Source organism: Halomonas sp. V046 (genome assembly GCF_052645355.1).
This window is the reverse complement of record NZ_JBQXYF010000001.1, coordinates 542391-561010: the sequence shown is the minus strand read 5'-3', so window position 1 is coordinate 561010 and position 18620 is coordinate 542391. Positions and strand designations below refer to the sequence as shown.

Sequence of the window (18620 nt, the reverse complement as noted above, 5' to 3'; positions counted from 1 at the left end):
GGTGCTGGGTGAGCCGGCCGTGGGCATCCCAGCGCCAGTGCTCGCTGCCAAGTGCCGGATGGTAGGGGTGGGTGATCGACTCGATCTCGTTGTGGTAGTTGTAGCGATAGATCGTGACCACGCCGCCAGCGTCGGTGACGCGGGTGTACCACAGCTCACGGTGGTACTCGAAGCGGGTGTCTTCGCTGCCGTCGTCCAGACGGTTGCGCACGCAGCGCGCTTCGTGGGCGGAGGGCAGGGCGCCGTCGGCCTTGCCCGGCCAGTCCCAGGTCAGCTCGACGCCGATGCCATTGAGGTCGGTGTAGTGGGTCAGCAGGTGATGGGAATAGCGATACTCGCGCTGATGATCGCGCGCATTGCGGTGGGAGACGAGATTACGCTTGGCGTCGTGGGCATAGAGGGCGAGCACCTCGGGCTCGTGATCGCTTGCCGGGTAGTGGCGCAGCACGCGCTCCAGCAGGCCGGCTTGGCCGTAGACAAAGCTCAGCTCGAGTTCGGCACCGTCGCTGATCGCGGCCAGCCGGCCCTGGCGGTAGCTCAGGGTCAGGGCGCGGCCGTCGCGCTCGCGCCGCTCGACCAGGCGGAAGTGAACCCGGTCGGCGCTCGAATCGGCGCTTGCATCGCTCCTGGTATCGCTCCTGACATCACTCCCGGCATCGACGCCCGCCATGCGCCGATAGCGCTCGCGGCTGCCGTCCAGGTAGGTCAGCTCATAGGTATCGCCATCGGGGTGGGCCAGGGTCATGCGCTCGCGCGGCAAAAAGCGCTGCTCGCCGGGGGCCAAGGGCTCGATGGGCAGGGCGCGATTGAGGCCGTCGATATAGGTCAGTTGGCCGCCGTGCTGCTCGAAGCGCAGATGATAGGGCGAGCTCCAGCGGGCGCCGAGTTCGCTGTCATCGAGCTCATCGATGCTCGAGCGGTAGTAGCGTGTCCATTCGACGTCGATCAGGCCCGGCACGCGAAAGTCGGTGTGCCACAGGTTCTCATCGCCCATGACGTAGTCGATGGGGTTGGCGGAGACCGATCGCGGCGCAGAGCGGGAGCAGGCGCAGCCGGCCGGAGTCGAGCTGGGAGTGCGGCCTTCGTGCGTCGACACCTGTGACTGCGCATCACGCGAGTGGTGGTTTTCACCCCCGGTACTGGCTTGCGCTTGATGCTCGATGTTGCGTTGCCGTCGGCGCTTGGCGCGTAGCGATTCCGCCAGGGCGATCAGGACCGGCAGCAGGTTGTCGACGGCCACAACGATCATTCGGTCGGCCGCTGCCCCCACTTGGCCGAGTGCCCTGAGCAGGTGCTGACGCTTATCTTCGCCAAATGCCTCTATCAGAGCATCGAAGGCCTTCAAGACAATGCGTTTGCCGTTCTCGGGCACATCCCACCAGGCCGGATTCCTTTCGATCAACTTCAATTGCTCTGCGCCGGTCACCGGATTGGCCACCAGCGACTGGATGGCGGATATCGTGCGGGTCGCATAGCGGCGTAATGCCGGCTTCTGTTCGACGATCCAGTCTTGGAGGTTGGCGACGAACTCGATGGCATCGCCTGAGGCCCTGGCCCACAGCAGTTGCGCCACGAGTTCGATGCCATTGCCGCGGATAAAGGCCAGAATCGCTTCTCGTGACGCGACGCGAACGGGGCGAGACGCGTTGCCCGCGGCGGGGATGATGCCGATGGCATCGATGACCAGGATGGCCCACAGCCACGGATTGACATGGTTAGGCTGGCCGCCGTTGTCATCATCGCACAGCGTGATGATGTCCCGAGCGACGTCGCCGATGGACATGACGTTGCCCACCACGGGAACCATGTAGGCGGCCTGAATCACGATATCCAGCATGGTGCTGTCGTCGGGCTCGGTATCGATCTCGACGTGCGGAGGCTCGGGGGTGGCGTACGGCTCGGTGGTGACAACGCGCATGGCGATGGCGCGCTCTCGCAGTTCCGCCGGCGCCTGGTAAGTGTCGGACTCGCTGGTCATGGTGCTATCCCTGTCACCCATGGTTCGTCTAGGTCTTGTCGTTGGTCTTGTGACGCTGAGCCAGCGCCGAAATATCGGGGGCTCGGCGCGGAGAGTGTTGCCATTCCTGCGGAATCAGGCCGATATCCCGCGGGTCGGAAAAGTACTCGACCTGGGCACTCCCGACGGGCACTCCCGAAAGCGATGCTCGGCCCTGGGGGTCCAGCACGCCGGTACGAATGGAACCGTCACCGAAGGTGGCCCGATAGGCAGCACCAACAACGGGTTCGTCATTGCCGTAGGTATGCAGAAGCTCTAGATTGCTCGGCTCGGTCACGGGCAAGTTCGGCAATGTCCGGCTGATGCTGGCCGGGCCACCAAAGTTATGCAGCGCGCCCTTGACGTCGATCTTGCCCGGGGCGTGGAGTTCGATATTGCCGCCTTTTAGGCGGATATAGGCGCCGGCGCAGACCAGCAGGATCTCCTCGGCCGCGGCGACGTCGATCTTGCGTTCGGTCGAGGTAATCGTGACGTCTTTCTCGGCGGTCAGCGCCATCTCGTCGCTCTGGGCCTGGATCTCGACCTTGCCTTGGGCGGCAAACAGCTTGATGCCGGCGCGCTGGACGAAGAGAGACAGTTTTTCGGCAAAGGTGCCGACCAGGCTCTTTCCGCTCGCCAGGTTGATGTCCTCACCGCTGGTGATGCTCAGGGACCTGCCCTGGGCCAGGTGGGTCGATTCCGGCGTGCTCAGGGCGATGCCGGCGGGGGAGGCTAAGTGCAGCCAGGGGGCAGTGAGCCTGGCGGCCTCGCCGCGGCCGGCTTGGCTGGCTCCTTTAGCGGTGGACTGATCCTGCTCGCCCGTCCCTGTGGCGCCGCCCACGCCGGTGTAGCGGCCCTTGGCATCTTCGCCGGCCTTGTGCAAATCATTGCTGGCCGCCAGCGCTTCGGCGTCGTGCTCAATGGCACTGTCGCTGAGTGAATCCGCCAGTTGCCAGGCGCTTTGCAGTTGTTGATAGGCCGGGGTCAGGTCGAGCTGTTCGCCGCCGGCGCCGATCTGGCCCCAGCTGGTCAGCAGCAGGCCGTCGTTGGCGCGAATGGCGCCATAGGCATCCGAGCGTAGCTCGAAGCCGGTGCCGCGAAAGGCGCCCCGGGTGTTGCCGTTCTGGTGAATCAGGTAGCCAAGGTTCAGCTGGCTCTTGGCGTGCTCGGAATTGAGCCGCACCCGCTCCTGGTCGGTGGCATCATCGAACACCAGTTCGTTGTACTTGCCGCCGCGATAGGTCTTGGTCTTGATGCCCGACAGCAGGCCGTTGGAGTGCCACTGGGGACGGTGATCGCCGTTGTAGACGCGTCCGGTGATCAGAGGGCGATCGGGGTCGCCTTCCAGGTAGGTGATTAACACCTCCTGGCCGATCCGTGGCACGAACACGCCCCCCCAGCTGGCACCGGCATTGGGCTCGCTGACGCGCAGCCAGCAGCTCGACTGGGCATCACGGTTCCCCAGACGATCCCAGTGAAACTGCACCTTGACCCGGTTGAGGTGATCGGTGTGGATCTCTTCACCCTCCGGGCCGACGACGATGGCGGTCTGGGGCCCGCCCACCACCGGGCGCGGGTGATCCAGGGGGCTGCGGTAGGGCTGGCTTAGGCGCTGGGTCTCGAAGTCGACCAAATAGTGGCCGGTGCCGGCGCGCTGGTAGTCGTCGCTGTGGAGACTATCGTCTTCTAACCCATGGGCACGGCGGGCGCTATCGAGCGGTGCCTGCAGGCTGCCCGGCAGGGTATTGAGATGAGCCGAGACCGGCAGGGCGTTCTCGGCGTGAATGGTCTGCGCGAGAACAAGAAATTCGCGCTCGCCGCTGCCGCCACTGTCGTGACGCGCATGCTGGCTGAGCTCGAACCAGCGCCCCACCTCGAGCTGGCGGGCGCCACCGGCGCCATGAAAGCGCTTGGCCTTGGATTCCAGCGCCTCCAGGCGGTTGACCGTCAGGCGCTCGCCGCGAAAGTGATCGTCGAAGTAGTACTCGCCGGGGGTATCGTAGACGTCCTGCTCCGGCAGGTTGCCCTGGTCGCGGATGCTGTCCTGCAGGCTGTGCTTCTCGAGCCGGGGTTGCTTGTAGTCGAAGGTGCCGATGCTGACCCGGGTCGGCTGCTGCTCGCGCCAACCGCCCCACTGGGTGATGGCGTCTTCATGCTCGGTGGCATCCTGACGGTGAAAGCGAATAGTCTGGGGCGTGACCGGCAGGCAGGTCTGCGGGTCGTCGGTGAAGACGATGCGGTGGCCGCTGAAGTCTTCACCGCGATCATTGCCGTTCTCTTCGCCCGCCTCGTTGCGACTCTCGCCGTCGCTCCGGTGGCTACCGGCATGCTCGGTGTACCACCAGATGCCTTCTTGCTCGCAGAGTCGGCTGACAAAGTGATAGTCGCTTTCGCGGTACTGCACACAGTAACTGCGCACCGGGTAGTCGCGGCGAAGATCGAAACGCCACTGGCACTGGCCCAGAACGGTGGCCTGTTGCGCGAACACCGCCTCGAGCACCTCGACGGCGCTCTTGTCCTGGAAGATGCGGCTGTCGCGGCCGAGTTTGAGCATCGCGATCCAGGGCACGAGCACCAATTGATAATAGTGAACTCCGCCATCTTCGCCGAGAAGCGCGGCCGATTCGACCAGCCCGGACAGCCGTCGATACTGGCCGCTGGCCTGGCGAATCGAGAGCTCGGCGGGCTGGGCCATCAGGCTCTTGAGCTCGATATCGCCGCGTTGGGCGATGCAGTCGAGGGTGTAGGCGAAGGGCCGGGAAATACGCTCTTCGCCGACCAGGCGGTGGGGAATGAGGTCGGCGCCCTTGGCCTCCAGGCTTAACTTGATCAGGCGCTCGTTCTGGGTGAGCGGCACCTCGAAAGAGGCTAGAAGGGGCGTGAGCCAGTCTGATTCTGCCATCGCAAGCGTCCTTTCTCTGCGTATTGGCTAGCGGCGCCTTTTGCGTATCGGCTAGCGGCGCTCTTTGCGCAGTAGCTAGCGGCGCCTTTTGCGTCTTGGCTAGCGGCGCTCTTTGCGCAGTAGCTAGCGGCGCCTTTTGCGTCTTGGCTAGCGGCGCTCTTTGCGCAGTAGCTAGCGGCGCTGTCGGTGTTCTTTCATCCCTGGTACGCGCCTGAGCCGATAGGCGGCCAAGCGCGTGATGGTGCTCGATGCTTGGCCGGCGGTTGAATGGCCGTCGCCCGCTCTTGAGCACGACCTTGCGCGCGCGACCCAGCAATCGGCAACACGCGGTGACGTGCGCCGTATCGCGGCCACCGCGCCGCAGAGCGGGTGCCGATGATCAAGCACAGGCTGCGAGTCGGTTCGCCGAGGTGGCCAGGCGTTAATGCACGAGTCTGCAGAGAGGAAGGGTACTCGGGTCAGCGAAAGAGGGATATCGCATATCTCTTACAAATAGCGTCTGGCGATAGCATGCACCCCGACCGCGCGGCTCTCACGACGAAGGTGCCCGCCGGTCGCCTGTGTCGTGATGGCCTGCACTTAGGGTGTTCGGCAGGCAGGGGGAGCTGTCAGGCGCAAGCGCGGCTCCACCAGGGAGCTCAGGCAGAGCGGAGGCTGCGGCGTGAAGATGCGCTGCCAAAGCTGAGCAAGTGGCCGTTCCCGGGGGGCATCGTCGAGCTGGAGGGTCGGTGTCAGGGGCTGCCAGCCAGACGGGCCGAGTTCGGCCAGGGCGAAACGGAACGGATGGAAACCCGGAAAGCCAAGGCGCAGATCGGTGGTCTGTAGCTGAGTGACGCCGCCGTCACTCACGGCCTCGTAGCGCAGGAAGGGGCCGGCGAACCAGTCGAGGCGGCGGCCCATCGCGGTGGCAAGGGCAACGCCTTCGAGGTCGTCGGCCGGCGCGCCGTCGGGATCACGTTGCTGTTGTGGACGCTTGGCATCCGCCGGGAGGCGGCGAAAGGTCTCGAACCGTGGTGAGGTATCGCCGTCGAACACGCCGACCAGCGTCTCCAGCTGGCGGTCGCCGTCGATCACCGTGACTCGCCACAGCAACGTGGTGAAGGGGACCGGTTGGATCAGTCTCGGTGACTCGGTGAGGCCGGCATCGGCCAGTACCGGCTCCACCCGAGACGCCACCCAGCTCTTGGCCCCGAGTGCGGTGAGCAGGTACGCACTCGAGATGACCAGTCCCCAGCTGACGGCGCGTTGTAGCCGGGCCGGTTGTCGCCGCCCGCGCCACAAGGCCACGCCAAGGGCAATCAGCAGCGGCAGGGTATAGAGCGGGTCGATGATGAATACCAGCGGCGTGGCGCTCGGCCGAGTCACCGTCAAGGGCCACCACAACTGGGTGCCGTAGGTGGTGATCGAATCTAGCAGCGGGTGGGTCGCCAGGCACAGCCAGAACAGCGCCCACCAGCGTAGCAGGCCGACATCTTCAAGCCGGTCAAGACGACGGGCGAGCGCGACTGCCAGGCCGGCCAGCAGGGTGGCGAGCCCGGTCAGCACAAACAGCGAATGACTGAAACCGCGGTGATAGGTCACGTTGGCCACGGCGTCGCCGTAGTCGATGATGACGTCCATGTCTGGCAGGCTGCCGAGCACGGCGCCGATGGCGAGCGATTTGCGTCCGAGGCGGCGGCCCATGACGGCTCCGCCGAGGGCCGCACCGAGGGCAGCCTGGGTAATCGAGTCCATGCGGTCCCTCGTGGTGAGGTCGCGACGGCGACGCGTGATGGGGCAAGACTAGGTGCCGGAGGTTCGGGTATCAAGCGGCCGAGGCGCTGACAGGCTAGCGCCTGTCCCTGGCCGCTGTTGCCTCGGCCCAGGCCGGCGAAGCCCTCAGTACGCGGGCCTGCACCGGGCAGTCGTCACGGTGGGCGCCGGGCAGGTAGCCAGAACTCATCAGGAATTCCTTGACGATCTCTGGCCCGGTAAAGCGGAAGTGACGCTTGAACAGCTTCACCCAGTCGGCGTGCGCCAGTGGGTGATGGGCGTCCAACCAGGCCTGAAAGCCGTCGTCGGACGCTCGCATGCCCTGGATGACGCGGGCATTGTGGATGACGGCCTCGACTTTCAGGCGATTGCGGATGATGCCGGCGTCCTGCAATAGCCGATCGCGCTCGGCATCGCCGTAAGCGGCGACGCGATCGACGTCGAAGTTGTCGAAGGCGGCACGAAACGCCTCGCGTTTTTTCAGCACGGTCAGCCACGACAGCCCCGCCTGGTTGATTTCCAGCACCAGGCGCTCGAACAGGTCGCTTTCATCGACGATCGGGAAGCCGTACTCCTGATCGTGATAGGGGCCGTGTAACGGATGCCCCGGGGCAAGGTCACAGTAGTCGCTCATAGATGATCGTATCCTTGTGCATAAGCGGCGCGAATCGGATAGTGTCCTTTCCATGCTCATCGTCACCACTGACCTATGCGTACCGTATGTGACAGCATGCGGCAGTCGGTGTCCCGCCATCCGCCGATAGCGGTGAAATCACGTTCGGAGATCATACGTCATGTCCCACTTCTCACGCGCGTTTGTGGTCGTCACCGGTGCTTTGTTAAGCCCCTTGGCCCTGGCCGCTTCTCTTGATATGCACAAGGACCCCAACTGCGGGTGCTGCAGCGCTTGGGCCGAGCACATGCGCGACGCCGGGTTCGAGGTTCGTATTCACGAGACTGCCGATATCGGCGCCGTGAAGCGCGAACTGGGCGTTCCCGCGTCGCTAGGCTCCTGCCATACGGCAACGCTTGAAACCGATGCTGGACGGCGCTATCTGATCGAGGGCCATGTGCCGGCAGAGCAGGTGGCGCGTCTCATGGAACAAAACCCGGATATCGAAGGCCTGGCCGTACCGGGCATGCCCCAGGGCTCGCCCGGCATGGAAACCGGCCGGGTCGACGAGTACGCGGTGTTGAGCTGGGCCGACGGGGCCGAGCGCGCCGAGGTCTTTGCGCGCTACCCGTGAGACGAGCCGCGCCAGGGCCTCGGCATGGGTGCCTGTTCGCACCGGTGCAACGTTACCCGAGCCCGCGGCCAGGTCCCGCGGGCCACCCCTGACCGAGAAGGAGACTCCGATGCAATACCTGCACACCATGGTGCGCGTCAGCGACCTGGAAGCCTCGCTACAGTTCTACTGTGAGCTGCTGGGGCTGAAGGAGGTTCGGCGCAAGGAGAACGACAAGGGCCGCTTTACCCTGGTCTTCCTGGCCGCGCCAGAGGACGAGGCGCGTTCCGGCGAGACCCAGGCGCCGGAGCTTGAATTGACCCACAACTGGGACCCGGAGGAGTATCAGGGCGGGCGTAACTTCGGCCACCTGGCGTACCGGGTCGATGATATCTATGCCCTGTGCCAGAAGCTTCAAGATGGCGGCGTGACCATCAATCGTCCGCCCCGGGATGGCCACATGGCCTTCGTCCGAAGCCCCGATGGCATCTCGGTGGAATTGCTGCAGAAGGGCGATGCGCTGGCCCCGGCCGAACCCTGGGCGTCGATGGAAAATACGGGTAGCTGGTAGTTCCTAGAACAGTTCTTGGAACAGTTCTTGGCATAGTTCTTGGAACAGTTCTTGGCATAGTTCTTGGACGTGGAATAGCTCCTGGAACGGCGTTTGTCGCAGCCCTTTTGTCGCAGCCCTTTGAACACCGCCCTGCGAATAGTCCTTCGAACAACCCTTGAGGTACTCCGGGCAACGCAGTGGAAACGGGGTTGCTGCGCGAGTGACGATGGCTTGCTGTTCCGACATGACAGCTCCGACATGCCAGCTCCAGCATGACAGCGCCGCCGAGGGAAACCTCGGCGGCGCTGTCATGCTGGTGGGGGAGCATAAAGTCCCCAGCGACGATTAGCCCTGGGCGGTTGCGGCGCCGGTGATGCCACCGGAGGCCGCCGCGCGGCGGGCGACGTCGCTCAGTACGCCGTCATCGGCGTTCAGATCGCGAAATGCCCCCATGGCACCGAGCAGGGCGGAGCTTTCGTAAGGCACGAAGACGCGCTCCCCGTCTTTGGCCATCTGCGGCAGCATCGAGATGTAGGACTGGCCCAACAGGTAGCCGATGACGTCCTTGGTGTTCTTCTCGCCTTCGCCCATGGCGTTGAGCACCAGTTCGATGGAGCGGCTTTCGCCTTGTGCCCGCAAGATGGCGGCTTCCTTGTCACCCTGGGCATTGAGGATCGCCGATTCCTTCTGGCCCTGGGCCTTGGCGATGGCCGCCGCCTTGTCGCCCTCGGCCTCGGTCACGGTGGCGCGACGGCGACGCTCGGCGGACATCTGCAGATGCATCGCCTCTTTCACCTCTTCGGGCATCTCGATGTCCTGCACCTCGATGCGATTGATCGCCACGCCCCACTTGGAAGCCGGCTCTTCCATCTGTTCCTTGATCTTGGCGTTGACCTCGGCCCGGGACTCGAAAATCTTGTCGAGCTCCATCTGGCCGACCACCGAGCGCAGTGTGGTCTTGGCCAGTACTTCGACCGCCTGACTCATGTTCTCGATCTTGTAGACCGCATTGGCCGGATCGATGATCTGAAAGTAGATGGCGCCGTCGATGCGTACGGTGACGTTATCGGTGGTCACGACCGGTTGGGACGGAAAGTCCATCACCGACTCGCGCAGGTCGATGCGGGTTTCCTGGCTCATCAGCGCGATCAGGTCCTGGCCGCTGCGCTGGTAGCGCACCATCTTGATCGGACGTGGCTTGTCGAAAAACGGGATGATGAAGTTGACGCCCCTTTGCAGGGTACGGTGATAGGCGCCGAGGCGCTCAATGACGATGACCTCGGATTCCTGGACGATCACCAGGCCCTTGAAGACCACGATGAGCGCGAGAACCACCACGACCAGCGCGATGACGAGGCCTGGGCTCAGGTAAGGCAGCATACGAGACTCCTTCTACGATGCGTTTGGTGCAATGTCGGTGCAATGCGAACGTCGCCCGCGGGGGCGACGGGGCGGCGTCCTGCCGACCCGGGGTCAGCATAAGCCGAGCGGTGCCTCTGCGCCATCGTCGTGAATCGCCAGGGTCCACCTCGGGCCTGCCACGGGAAAACCGAGCCTTGGGCCGCCAAACAGTCGGGCGCCGCTCAGGCCATCGCTGCCCTGGGCACGCCCTTTGTGATGGATGATCGCCTCGGGCCTCGGGCCTCGGGCCTTGGGCCTCGGGCCTCGGGCCTCAGGCCTCAGGCCTCGTGAGGAGGGAGGAGGGAGGTGGGAAGGACGCCGCTTGTGCCGGGGCTCAGGAACCTTCACCGGCCGGGCGCACGATGGCCTGGGTGCCCTCGAAGCGCACCAGGGTGACTTCGTCGCCGGGCCTCAGCGCTAGGTCGGCATCGCTTTCGCTGTCGAGCCGGGCGCGATAGAGGTCGCCGTCGAGCTTGATGCTGGGGGCATTGTCGAAGTCGCGGGCGACCAGCACGAAGCGCTGACCGGCACCACCGCCGGCGCCGGCGACGCCGAAGGAGCGCTGTCTGTTGCGCCCGCGCAGGCGCCAGATCGCCACGGGGACGAGAATCCCACAGGACACCGCCGCCACGATGAGCTGGCCGGTGAGGAGAAGGCCGATCCAGGCAGACAGGGCGGTGAGCGCGGCGGCCGCCGCGATGGCGAGCAGCACGTAGGAACCGGTGAGCAGTTCGGCGACCAGGGCGCCGAGGCCGAGCAGCAGCCACAGCAGGGCGGGGGTAATCAGGTCCATAGCATGTCCTTTCAGGCTGGCGAGTCGAGGTGACTTCCTGTCATCGCCACGATTCTGCGCCGCCGATCGCGGGGCCACAAGTCCGCCCCTTGGGCTGCTCGATGGCGGGCCTGTCGTACGCCGGCGTGGCTCGCAGTATCGTCGCCGCGTTCCGGTGCCTGAATAGCAAGCGCCGCCGAGGAGTATTCGGCGGCGCGGGCACGGCGGGGGCCTATGGCCTCACCAGAAGCCGAGTACCTTCCACCACAGGCTGCCGACGACGACCCAGACGGTCAGGTTGACGAGGCTCATCAGCAGGCCGGCCTTCCACCAGGTGCCGAGCTCGACGTAGCCGGAGCCGAAGATGATCGGGGCGGTGCCGGTGGCGTAGTGGGTGAGCGACATCATCAGCGACGAGGCACCGGCCAGCAGCAGGGCGATGTACAGCGTAGGAATGCCGAGCGCCATGCCGGCGGCGAGAAAGGCGGCGTACATGGCGGTGATATGGGCGGTGGTGCTGGCGAAAAAGTAATGGGCATAGAAGTACACCCCGGTGAGCGCCAGTGCCATGCCGAACCAACCGATGTGGAAGGAGCCAATGCCGGTCTCGATGACGTCGGAGAACCAGCCGATCAGGCCGAGCTTGCCGAGATAGCTTGCCATCATCACCAGGGCGGCGAACCAGACGATGGTGTCCCAGGCGGACTTCTCACCGAGGATGTCATCCCAGGTCAGCACATTGGTGATGAGCAAAATCGACAGACCCAGCAGGGCGACGGCGGTGGAGTTGACCGCGAAGGCGGCACCGAACAGCATCGCCGGAACCCCGGCCCACAGCAGCAACAGCAGGCCGAACACACCGATCATGATCTTTTCGTTGCCCGACAGCGGCCCCATGGCGCTTAGCTGGTCCCGGGCGAAGTGGGTGGCGTCGGGGGTGCGCTTGAGTTCGGGCGGATACAGCAAGTAGAGCACCACCGGCATCAGGGCGATGGCGACCAGGCCCGGCAGTAGCGCCGCCAGCGCCCATTGGGTCCAGGTGATGCTGATGGCACTGTCGGTGGCCTTGGCGATCAGGTCGACGATCAAGGGATTCGGCGCCGTGGCGGTGATGAACATTGCCGAGGTGATCGGGTTGGCATGGTAGTTCACCAGGGCCAGGTACTCGCCGATCTTCTTGCTGGTGCCAGCGTCTGGCGAGGAGCCGAAGCTGTCGGCGATGGAGCGCATGATCGGATGCATGATGCCGCCACCCCGGGCGGTATTGCTGGGGGTGATCGGCGCGATGGTCAACTCGGCCAGGGACAGCGCGTAGCCGATGCCGAGGGTGCGTTTGCCGAAGGCAGCGATGAAGGCGTAGCCGATGCGGTTGCCAAGCCCCGTCTTGGACAGCCCACGGGAGATCATGATCGCCAGGCCAATCAGCCAGATCAGCGGATTGGAAAAGCCCGACAGCGCATCGCTGACCGCCGCCTTGCTGTTGTCAGGGTTGGTAACGCCGGTCAAGGCCACCAGGGTGATGGCGATGATCGCCAGAGCCCCGATGCGCATGGTCTTGCCGATGATGGCGGTAATGGTGCCGACGAAGATCGCCAGCAGGTGCCAGGCCTCGGGGGAGACCCCCTCGGGGACGGGGATGGCGAACCAGATCCCCAGGCCGAGGGCGATGGAGGCCAGCGCCGGCAGTGGTTTGAAGGCAAGCATGGGGGCTCCGTAGCCGATGGATCGTCCCGCGGAGGGGGCCGGGAAGATCATGGGGTGAGGGTTATCATTGACGCATATTGTGCCGAATTGCTCGATGATCCCCATCAAGACATCTTACGACTTTGGTCTAATCTTTCATGCGAAGTACCGGTTGTGACGGTGGAAGAGTGCCTCGGGGATCGTTCAGACGGGGCGTGCTTCGACGACGGGCCTGGGCCTGTTGGCCCGTAAAGCCGGGCGTTCGACAGCACAACGCCGGCCATGCAGGCCGGCGTCGAGGCTGGGTGTGGAGACTGGGTGTCGAGGCTGGGCGTCGTGGACGGTGGCCGAGGTCTTGTGACACTGCGGCCAGGCCTGGCCTGGCCCGTTCAAGTCAGGTCCGCTCAGGCTTAGGTTGACACACAGGGGACGGCTCAGCTCGGGTCGCTGGCTCTGCCCAGCGGGTGATGCTCATCTGGCCCGGCACCACCCTAGTCGGGCTTGATCGCCATGCGCCCGCTGCCGAGAAACATCAGCGCCAGGGCGCCGAACAGGTACATGCCCTGCAACTCGAGCGCCCAGCCACCGCTGTCGGTGAGGGTAAATAGCTGGCCCATGTGGGCGAGGAAGATGGCGACGACCATGTTGCCGGCGATCAACAGGCCGGCGACCCGGGTGTTCCAGCCAAGGATGGCCATCACCGGCGCGATGACCTCGCCCAGCAATACCCCATAGGCCAGCACCGTCGGCAGACCATGAGAGGCCAGGGTGTCGCTGATCCAGCTCAGGCTGCCGGGGTTGACCAGCTTGCTGATGCCGTGGAGCAGGATCAGGATACCCAGCGCCAGGCGCAGGATGAGTTTTCCGAGGTGTTCGTTGTCTAGTGCCTTGAGCATGGCGAGGTCCTTTTCCATGAGTCGATGTGACGGGGCGATGCGACGGGCGATGTGACGGGCGATGCGACGGATCCGTGGTGCCATGAGGGAGCCGACGACCACCATTCGCCGTGGGGTGGCGAGGTTTCTTCTCGCCGCCGATTGTGCGCCGCTTTGAGCTGCGGCAAGCTGGCGTCGGCAGAGAAGCGTATTTCAGTTGGGCCGGTATGCCTAACCTGCGCCACTCACATCACTTTTTTTTACCCAGTTGCAAGGAAGGTAGCATGGCTTTGTTACGTCTTCGTCGTCTCGGCACGGTTTCGATGCTGGCACTCGTCCTATCGGCCTGTTCGAGCCAGCCTGCGCCCAGCGTGTCGGGGTCAAGCGACGGCGCAAGCGCAAGCGTCTCCAGCCCGGTGGTCGGCAAGCGCTGGAACCTGCTGTTGATCGGTACCAGCGATCGTATCTCGATGCCATCCACGCCCTACTTCACGGTGGACTCCAGCGGCAAGCTCTCCGGCAGCGATGGCTGCAATCAGCTGACCGGCCAAGTGAGTTTCGGCGAAAACCAGCGCATCGATATCGATAATCTGGGCGCTACGCGCATGGCCTGTGCCAAGGGCCAGGATGCCCAGCAGGTGCACGATCTTCTCGACAACGCCTATCGCTACTTGATCGATCACGATCGGTTGGTGTTCTTCGGCCCCAACTCCCTGGTGCTCGGCGGTTTCCGTTTGGCCAACTAGGACCGGCGTTTGCGTCATGGAAAGCGTTGTTGCGCCAGACTGTTGTCGCAATCGAGCCTTGGCTTGTGATGCGAAGGTGCCTGAGCTAGCTTGTGGTGGGTGGTAAGTATTCTTTACATTTGAGCGCTGCCCGCTTCATCGCATTCCGCGCTTGTGCTCGGACAATTGCGATGTGCCAAGTACAACAAGCAAGGAGAGTCTCGATGCCGAACGCCACCCGCACAGAGCCTACGGCCACCGCTCATCGTTGCCGCGATGACCAGAAGAATACCGCAGCGGAGCGGCACAAATGCTGGTGCGCCTTGGGTGCTCTGCCGATCTGCCTGATGCTGTCTGGCACCGCGATCGGCGCCGAATATCGTCATGCCGAGGAGCCCATTGGCGACGTGGAAGACGTCTACAGCGGCCATCTGACGCCGGACTTGGCCGTCAATACGTTTCGTAATATCGACCGGCTGTTCCCTTCGCGGACCATTGCGGCAGGAGGCACGCCTCGCCCCTTGCCGGCCGCCCCTGGGGCATCGCTGGATGGTATCTCCGTCGAGGTCGACGGCAAGACCTATGATCTTTTCGACTACCTGGCGTTGAACAGCGTTGCCGGTCTGTTGGTGATGCAAGATGGCGAGGTCGTTTACGAGACGTATCAGCGTGGCAACGACGAGAACACGCGTTGGATGTCGATGTCGGTGGCCAAGTCCATCTCCTCGACGCTGGCGGGTATGGCGATCAAGGACGGCTTGATCGAGGGGCTCGATGCTCAGGTGGTGGACTACGTGCCGGCGCTCAAGGGCAGCGCCTATGACGGTGTCAGCCTGCGCGACATCCTGATGATGTCATCCGGGGTGGCCTGGAACGAAACCTACACCGATGTCGATTCGGACCGCCGCGATCTACTGCGTGCCCAGATCGCTCAAACCCCGGGCGGCGCCATGGACGTGATGGCAGGGCTGCCGCGCGCCGCTGAGCCTGGCACGGTCAACAACTACAGCACCGGGGAGACGCAGATTCTTGCCGAGTTCATCCACGGCGCCATCGATCGGCCCCTGGCCGAGTATCTGTCGGAGAAGTTGTGGCAGCCCTATGGGATGGAAAGTGACGCGACCTGGTGGCTCGAGTCGCCGGACGGCGTGGAAATCGGTGGCAGCGGTATCGGCGCGACGCTTCGCGACTACGCGCGTTTTGGTCAGTTCATCCTCGACGACGGCGTCATCGATGGCGAGAGCCTGTTGCCGGAGGGGTGGGTGGAAGAGGCGTCTACGCCCAAGACGTTGAAAGGCGGCGACGACCTGGAGTACGGCTACATGTGGTGGACCGGCTGGACGCCTGAGTCCCGCGAAGACCAGGCGTTTTCCGCGGTGGGTATTCAAGGCCAGTACGTCTACATCAACCCGGCCCACAATGTGGTCATCGCCCAGAACGCCGCCGAGCCCAAACCCCTGGGCAAGCACGTGGTCGACCCCATGGTGTTCTTCGACGCCATCGTGGCGCATCTGGACGGCCAGCAGGAAGCGCCGTAAGAAGGTCATGGCCCCAAAAAAAACGGCGCGCCCACCGTGGTGGGCGCGCCGTTTCGCGTTCAGGCCGAGGGGCGTGACCGCCCGGTGGGACGTTCCGCCCGCGCCTCAGAGCGCCTCGATCTTCTCGCGCTGCTCGAGTAGCACCTTGCGCGTGGCTTGGTACTCGGCGAGCTTGCCGCGTTCCTTGTCGATGACCGCGGCCGGGGCCTTGGCGACGAAGCCTTCGTTGCCAAGCTTCTTCTCTACGCCCATGACCAGCTTGTCATGCTTGTCGATTTCCTTGGTCAGGCGGGCGAGTTCGGCGTCCTTGTCGATCAGTCCGGCCATCGGCACCAGCACTTCCATGTCGCCAACCAGTTGCGTGGCGGAAAGCGGTGCAGCGCTGGGGTCGTCGAGCCAGGTGATCGACTCGAGCTTGGCCAGCTTGGACAGGAACAGTCGGTTGGCTTCCAGGCGCTCCCGGTCGGCGTCGTTGCCCTTGGTCAGGAAGGTCTCAAGCGGTTTGCCCGGGGCGATGTTCATCTCGGCGCGAATGTTGCGCACCGCAACGATCACGCCCTTGAGCCACTCGATGTCGCGGATCGCGGTTTCGTCGATGCTGGCGGCATCGGCACACGGCCAGGCCTGGGCCATGATCGAGTCGGCGTCGCCGTGGAAGGTGCCGGCCAGCGGCGCCACGCGCTGCCAGATCTCTTCGCTGATGTACGGCATCATCGGATGGGCCAGGCGCAGAATCGTTTCCAGCACCTGGACCAGGGTGCGACGGGTGCCGCGCTTGGCGCCATCGCTTGCGTTGTCGTCCCACAGCACCGGCTTGGATAGCTCCAGGTACCAGTCGCAGTACTCGTTCCAGACGAAGTCGTAGAGCGCCTGGGAGGCGTGGTCGAAACGGTATTCCTGCATTGCCTTGGTGACCTGGGCGCAGGTCTGGGACAGGCGCGAGGCGATCCAGCGATCGGCCAGCGACAGCTCCACCGGCTGGCTGGCCTCCAGGCCGCAGTCCTCGCCTTCGGCGTTCATCAGCACGTAGCGCGAGGCATTCCACAGCTTGTTGCAGAAGTTGCGGTAGCCGTCGAGGCGGCCCATGTCGAACTTGATGTCGCGGCCGGTGGTGGCCTGGGACAGGAAGGTGTAGCGCAGGGCGTCGGTGCCGTGGGCCTCAATGCCCTCCGGGAACTCGGCCTTGGTGGCCTTGGCGATGGCCTTGGCCTTCTGCGGCTGCATCATGTTGCCGGTGCGCTTGTCGAGCAGGGTGTCGAGCTCGATGCCGTCGATCAGGTCGATGGGATCAAGCACGTTGCCCTTGGACTTGGACATCTTCTGGCCCTGGCCATCGCGCACCAGGCCGTGGACATAGACCTGCTTGAACGGGACTTCGCCGGTGAACTTCAGGGTCAGCATGATCATGCGCGCGACCCAGAAGAAGATGATATCGAAGCCGGTGACCAGCACGCTGGTCGGGTGGAAGGTCTTGAGCGCGTCGGTCTGCTCCGGCCAGCCGAGGGTGCCGAAGGTCCACAGACCCGAGCTGAACCAGGTGTCGAGGACGTCCTCGTCCTGGGTCAGGACGACGTCGGCGCCCAGGCCGTGCTTGTGGCGCGCTTCGTCTTCGCTGCGGGCGACATAGACGTTGCCCTGCTCGTCGTACCAGGCCGGGATGCGGTGGCCCCACCACAGTTGGCGCGAGATGCACCAGTCCTGCAGGTCGCGCATCCACGAGAAGTACATGTTCTCGTAGTTCTTCGGCACGAACTCGATGTCGCCGTTTTCCACCGCTTCGATGGCGGGCTTGGCCAGGCTCTCTACCGCGACGAACCATTGATCGGTCAGCAGCGGCTCGATGACGTCGCCGGAGCGATCGCCATAGGGCAGGGTGTTGTTGACCGCTTCGGTCTTCTCGAGCAGGCCCCGTTGTTCCATGTCGGCGACGATGGCCTTGCGCGCGGTGAAGCGGTCCATCCCGGCGTAGGCCGCCGGCAGGGCAGTATCGACCTCGGGCAGCGGACGGCCTTGCAGGTCGAAGGCCTCGGCGGCGTCGAGAATATGCGCGGTCTTGGTGAAGACGTTGATCAGCGGAAGGCTGGCGCGCTTGCCGACCTCGTAGTCGTTGAAGTCGTGGGCCGGGGTGATCTTCACGCAACCCGAGCCTTTCTCCATGTCGGCGTGCTCATCGGCGACGATGGGGATGCGCCGCCCGACCAACGGCAGTTCGACGAACTTGCCGACCAGCGAGGCGTAGCGTTCGTCGTTCGGATTCACCGCCACGGCGCTGTCGCCGAGCAGGGTCTCGGGGCGCGTGGTCGCCACCACCAGATGATCGAGGCCGGCTGCGGTGGTCACGCCATCGGCCAACGGGTAGCGGAAGTGCCAGAACTGGCCCTGCTGATCGCGGTTCTCGACCTCGAGATCCGAAATCGCGGTGTTCAGCGTCGGGTCCCAGTTGACCAGGCGCTTGCCGCGATAAATCAGTTTTTCTTCATGCAGACGGACGAAGACTTCCTGCACCGCCTTGTAGAAGCCATCGTCCATGGTGAAGCGCTCGCGGCTCCAGTCGACGCTGGCGCCCATGCGCCGCAGCTGGCGGGTGATATGCCCGCCGGACTCGTGCTTCCACTCCCATACCTTGTCGATGAAGGCATCGCGGCCCAGGTCGTAGCGGCTCTTGCCTTCTTCGGCGGCGACCTTGCGCTCCACCAGCATCTGGGTGGCGATACCGGCATGGTCGGTGCCGACCTGCCACAGGGTATTGCGCCCCTGCATCCGCTGCCAGCGGGTCAGGGTATCCATGATGGTGTCCTGGAAGGCGTGCCCCATGTGCAGGCTGCCGGTGACATTGGGCGGCGGGATCATGATCGCGAAGGGTTCGCCTTCACCGCTGGGGGCGAAGCGGTTGTCGCTCTCCCAGCGCTCGTACCAGCGGGCTTCGATCTGATCGGGTTGGTAAGTCTTGTCCATGGGGTACTCTTTGTAGCGAGGCCTGAAAGCAGTGCATATCTGGCAGTGCTGTCAGGCACGGAGTTCGTGGCGCGGCGCTGTGTTGTCGTCTCCGCCCTGCAGGTGACGGCCTGCCTGTCTAGAAGCGATCTGTTGTCTAGAAGCGATCGGTTGTCTAGAAGCGATCGGCAGGGCTTCCGGCAGGCCAGCGAAAAATGGCGGTGATTATACCCCGCAGAGAGGTGTGGCGTCATGGCCGGCTG

At 64.3% G+C, this 18620-nt stretch carries 13 protein-coding genes; 4 read left to right on the top strand and 9 right to left on the bottom strand.

Going from position 1 to position 18620, the window contains the following annotated elements; all coding sequences use genetic code 11:
• From ACUN9Y_RS02425 to ACUN9Y_RS02410, 4 genes are all read right to left on the bottom strand, one after another.
• A partial coding sequence (locus tag ACUN9Y_RS02425; RefSeq protein WP_445459071.1) for a DUF6531 domain-containing protein occupies window positions 1-1978 on the bottom strand: 1978 nt, incomplete at its 3' end.
• Window positions 1979-2006: 28 nt separating this feature from the next.
• Window positions 2007-4898, bottom strand: a complete 2892-nt coding sequence (locus ACUN9Y_RS02420) for a type VI secretion system Vgr family protein (protein WP_445459070.1) — start codon at window positions 4896-4898, stop codon at window positions 2007-2009.
• A gap of 579 nt (window positions 4899-5477) precedes the next feature.
• On the bottom strand, window positions 5478-6632 hold the full coding sequence (locus ACUN9Y_RS02415) for a metal-dependent hydrolase (protein ID WP_445459069.1): 1155 nt from the start codon (window positions 6630-6632) through the stop codon (window positions 5478-5480).
• A gap of 94 nt (window positions 6633-6726) precedes the next feature.
• Window positions 6727-7284: a DNA-3-methyladenine glycosylase I gene (locus ACUN9Y_RS02410; protein WP_445459068.1), complete on the bottom strand. Its 558-nt coding sequence runs from the start codon at window positions 7282-7284 to the stop codon at window positions 6727-6729.
• Between the two features lie 160 nt (window positions 7285-7444).
• Between ACUN9Y_RS02410 and ACUN9Y_RS02405 the strand changes: the two genes are divergently transcribed.
• Both ACUN9Y_RS02405 and gloA read left to right on the top strand, forming a co-directional pair.
• A complete protein-coding gene (locus ACUN9Y_RS02405; protein ID WP_445459067.1) occupies window positions 7445-7897 on the top strand; it encodes a DUF411 domain-containing protein in 453 nt (150 codons plus the stop codon).
• Window positions 7898-8006: 109 nt separating this feature from the next.
• On the top strand, window positions 8007-8447 hold the full coding sequence (gloA, locus tag ACUN9Y_RS02400) for a lactoylglutathione lyase (protein ID WP_445459066.1): 441 nt from the start codon (window positions 8007-8009) through the stop codon (window positions 8445-8447).
• A gap of 327 nt (window positions 8448-8774) precedes the next feature.
• Here gloA and ACUN9Y_RS02395 read toward each other — a convergent pair whose 3' ends face one another.
• The 4 genes from ACUN9Y_RS02395 to ACUN9Y_RS02380 all read right to left on the bottom strand — a co-directional run bounded on the left by ACUN9Y_RS02395 (window position 8775) and on the right by ACUN9Y_RS02380 (window position 13181).
• On the bottom strand, window positions 8775-9809 hold the full coding sequence (locus tag ACUN9Y_RS02395) for an SPFH domain-containing protein (RefSeq protein ID WP_445459065.1): 1035 nt from the start codon (window positions 9807-9809) through the stop codon (window positions 8775-8777).
• Window positions 9810-10164: 355 nt separating this feature from the next.
• Complete coding sequence (locus ACUN9Y_RS02390; protein WP_445459064.1) at window positions 10165-10623, bottom strand: NfeD family protein; 459 nt, start codon at window positions 10621-10623, stop codon at window positions 10165-10167.
• 219 nt (window positions 10624-10842) lie between these two features.
• Complete coding sequence (locus tag ACUN9Y_RS02385; protein WP_445459063.1) at window positions 10843-12306, bottom strand: DASS family sodium-coupled anion symporter; 1464 nt, start codon at window positions 12304-12306, stop codon at window positions 10843-10845.
• A gap of 470 nt (window positions 12307-12776) precedes the next feature.
• Entirely contained in the window at window positions 12777-13181 is a 405-nt protein-coding gene (locus ACUN9Y_RS02380; protein WP_445459062.1) for a DoxX family protein, read from the bottom strand.
• 263 nt (window positions 13182-13444) lie between these two features.
• On the opposite strand from ACUN9Y_RS02380, the gene ACUN9Y_RS02375 reads away from it, so the two are divergent.
• Both ACUN9Y_RS02375 and ACUN9Y_RS02370 read left to right on the top strand, forming a co-directional pair.
• Window positions 13445-13906 (top strand): META domain-containing protein, encoded by a 462-nt coding sequence (locus tag ACUN9Y_RS02375; protein ID WP_445459061.1) that lies wholly within the window; start codon window positions 13445-13447, stop codon window positions 13904-13906.
• Window positions 13907-14109: 203 nt separating this feature from the next.
• Complete coding sequence (locus ACUN9Y_RS02370; protein WP_445459060.1) at window positions 14110-15423, top strand: serine hydrolase domain-containing protein; 1314 nt, start codon at window positions 14110-14112, stop codon at window positions 15421-15423.
• A gap of 105 nt (window positions 15424-15528) precedes the next feature.
• Here ACUN9Y_RS02370 and ACUN9Y_RS02365 read toward each other — a convergent pair whose 3' ends face one another.
• Window positions 15529-18378, bottom strand: coding sequence for a valine--tRNA ligase (locus tag ACUN9Y_RS02365; protein WP_445459059.1), 2850 nt, complete (start codon window positions 18376-18378; stop codon window positions 15529-15531).
• Window positions 18379-18620: the final 242 nt, after the last annotated feature.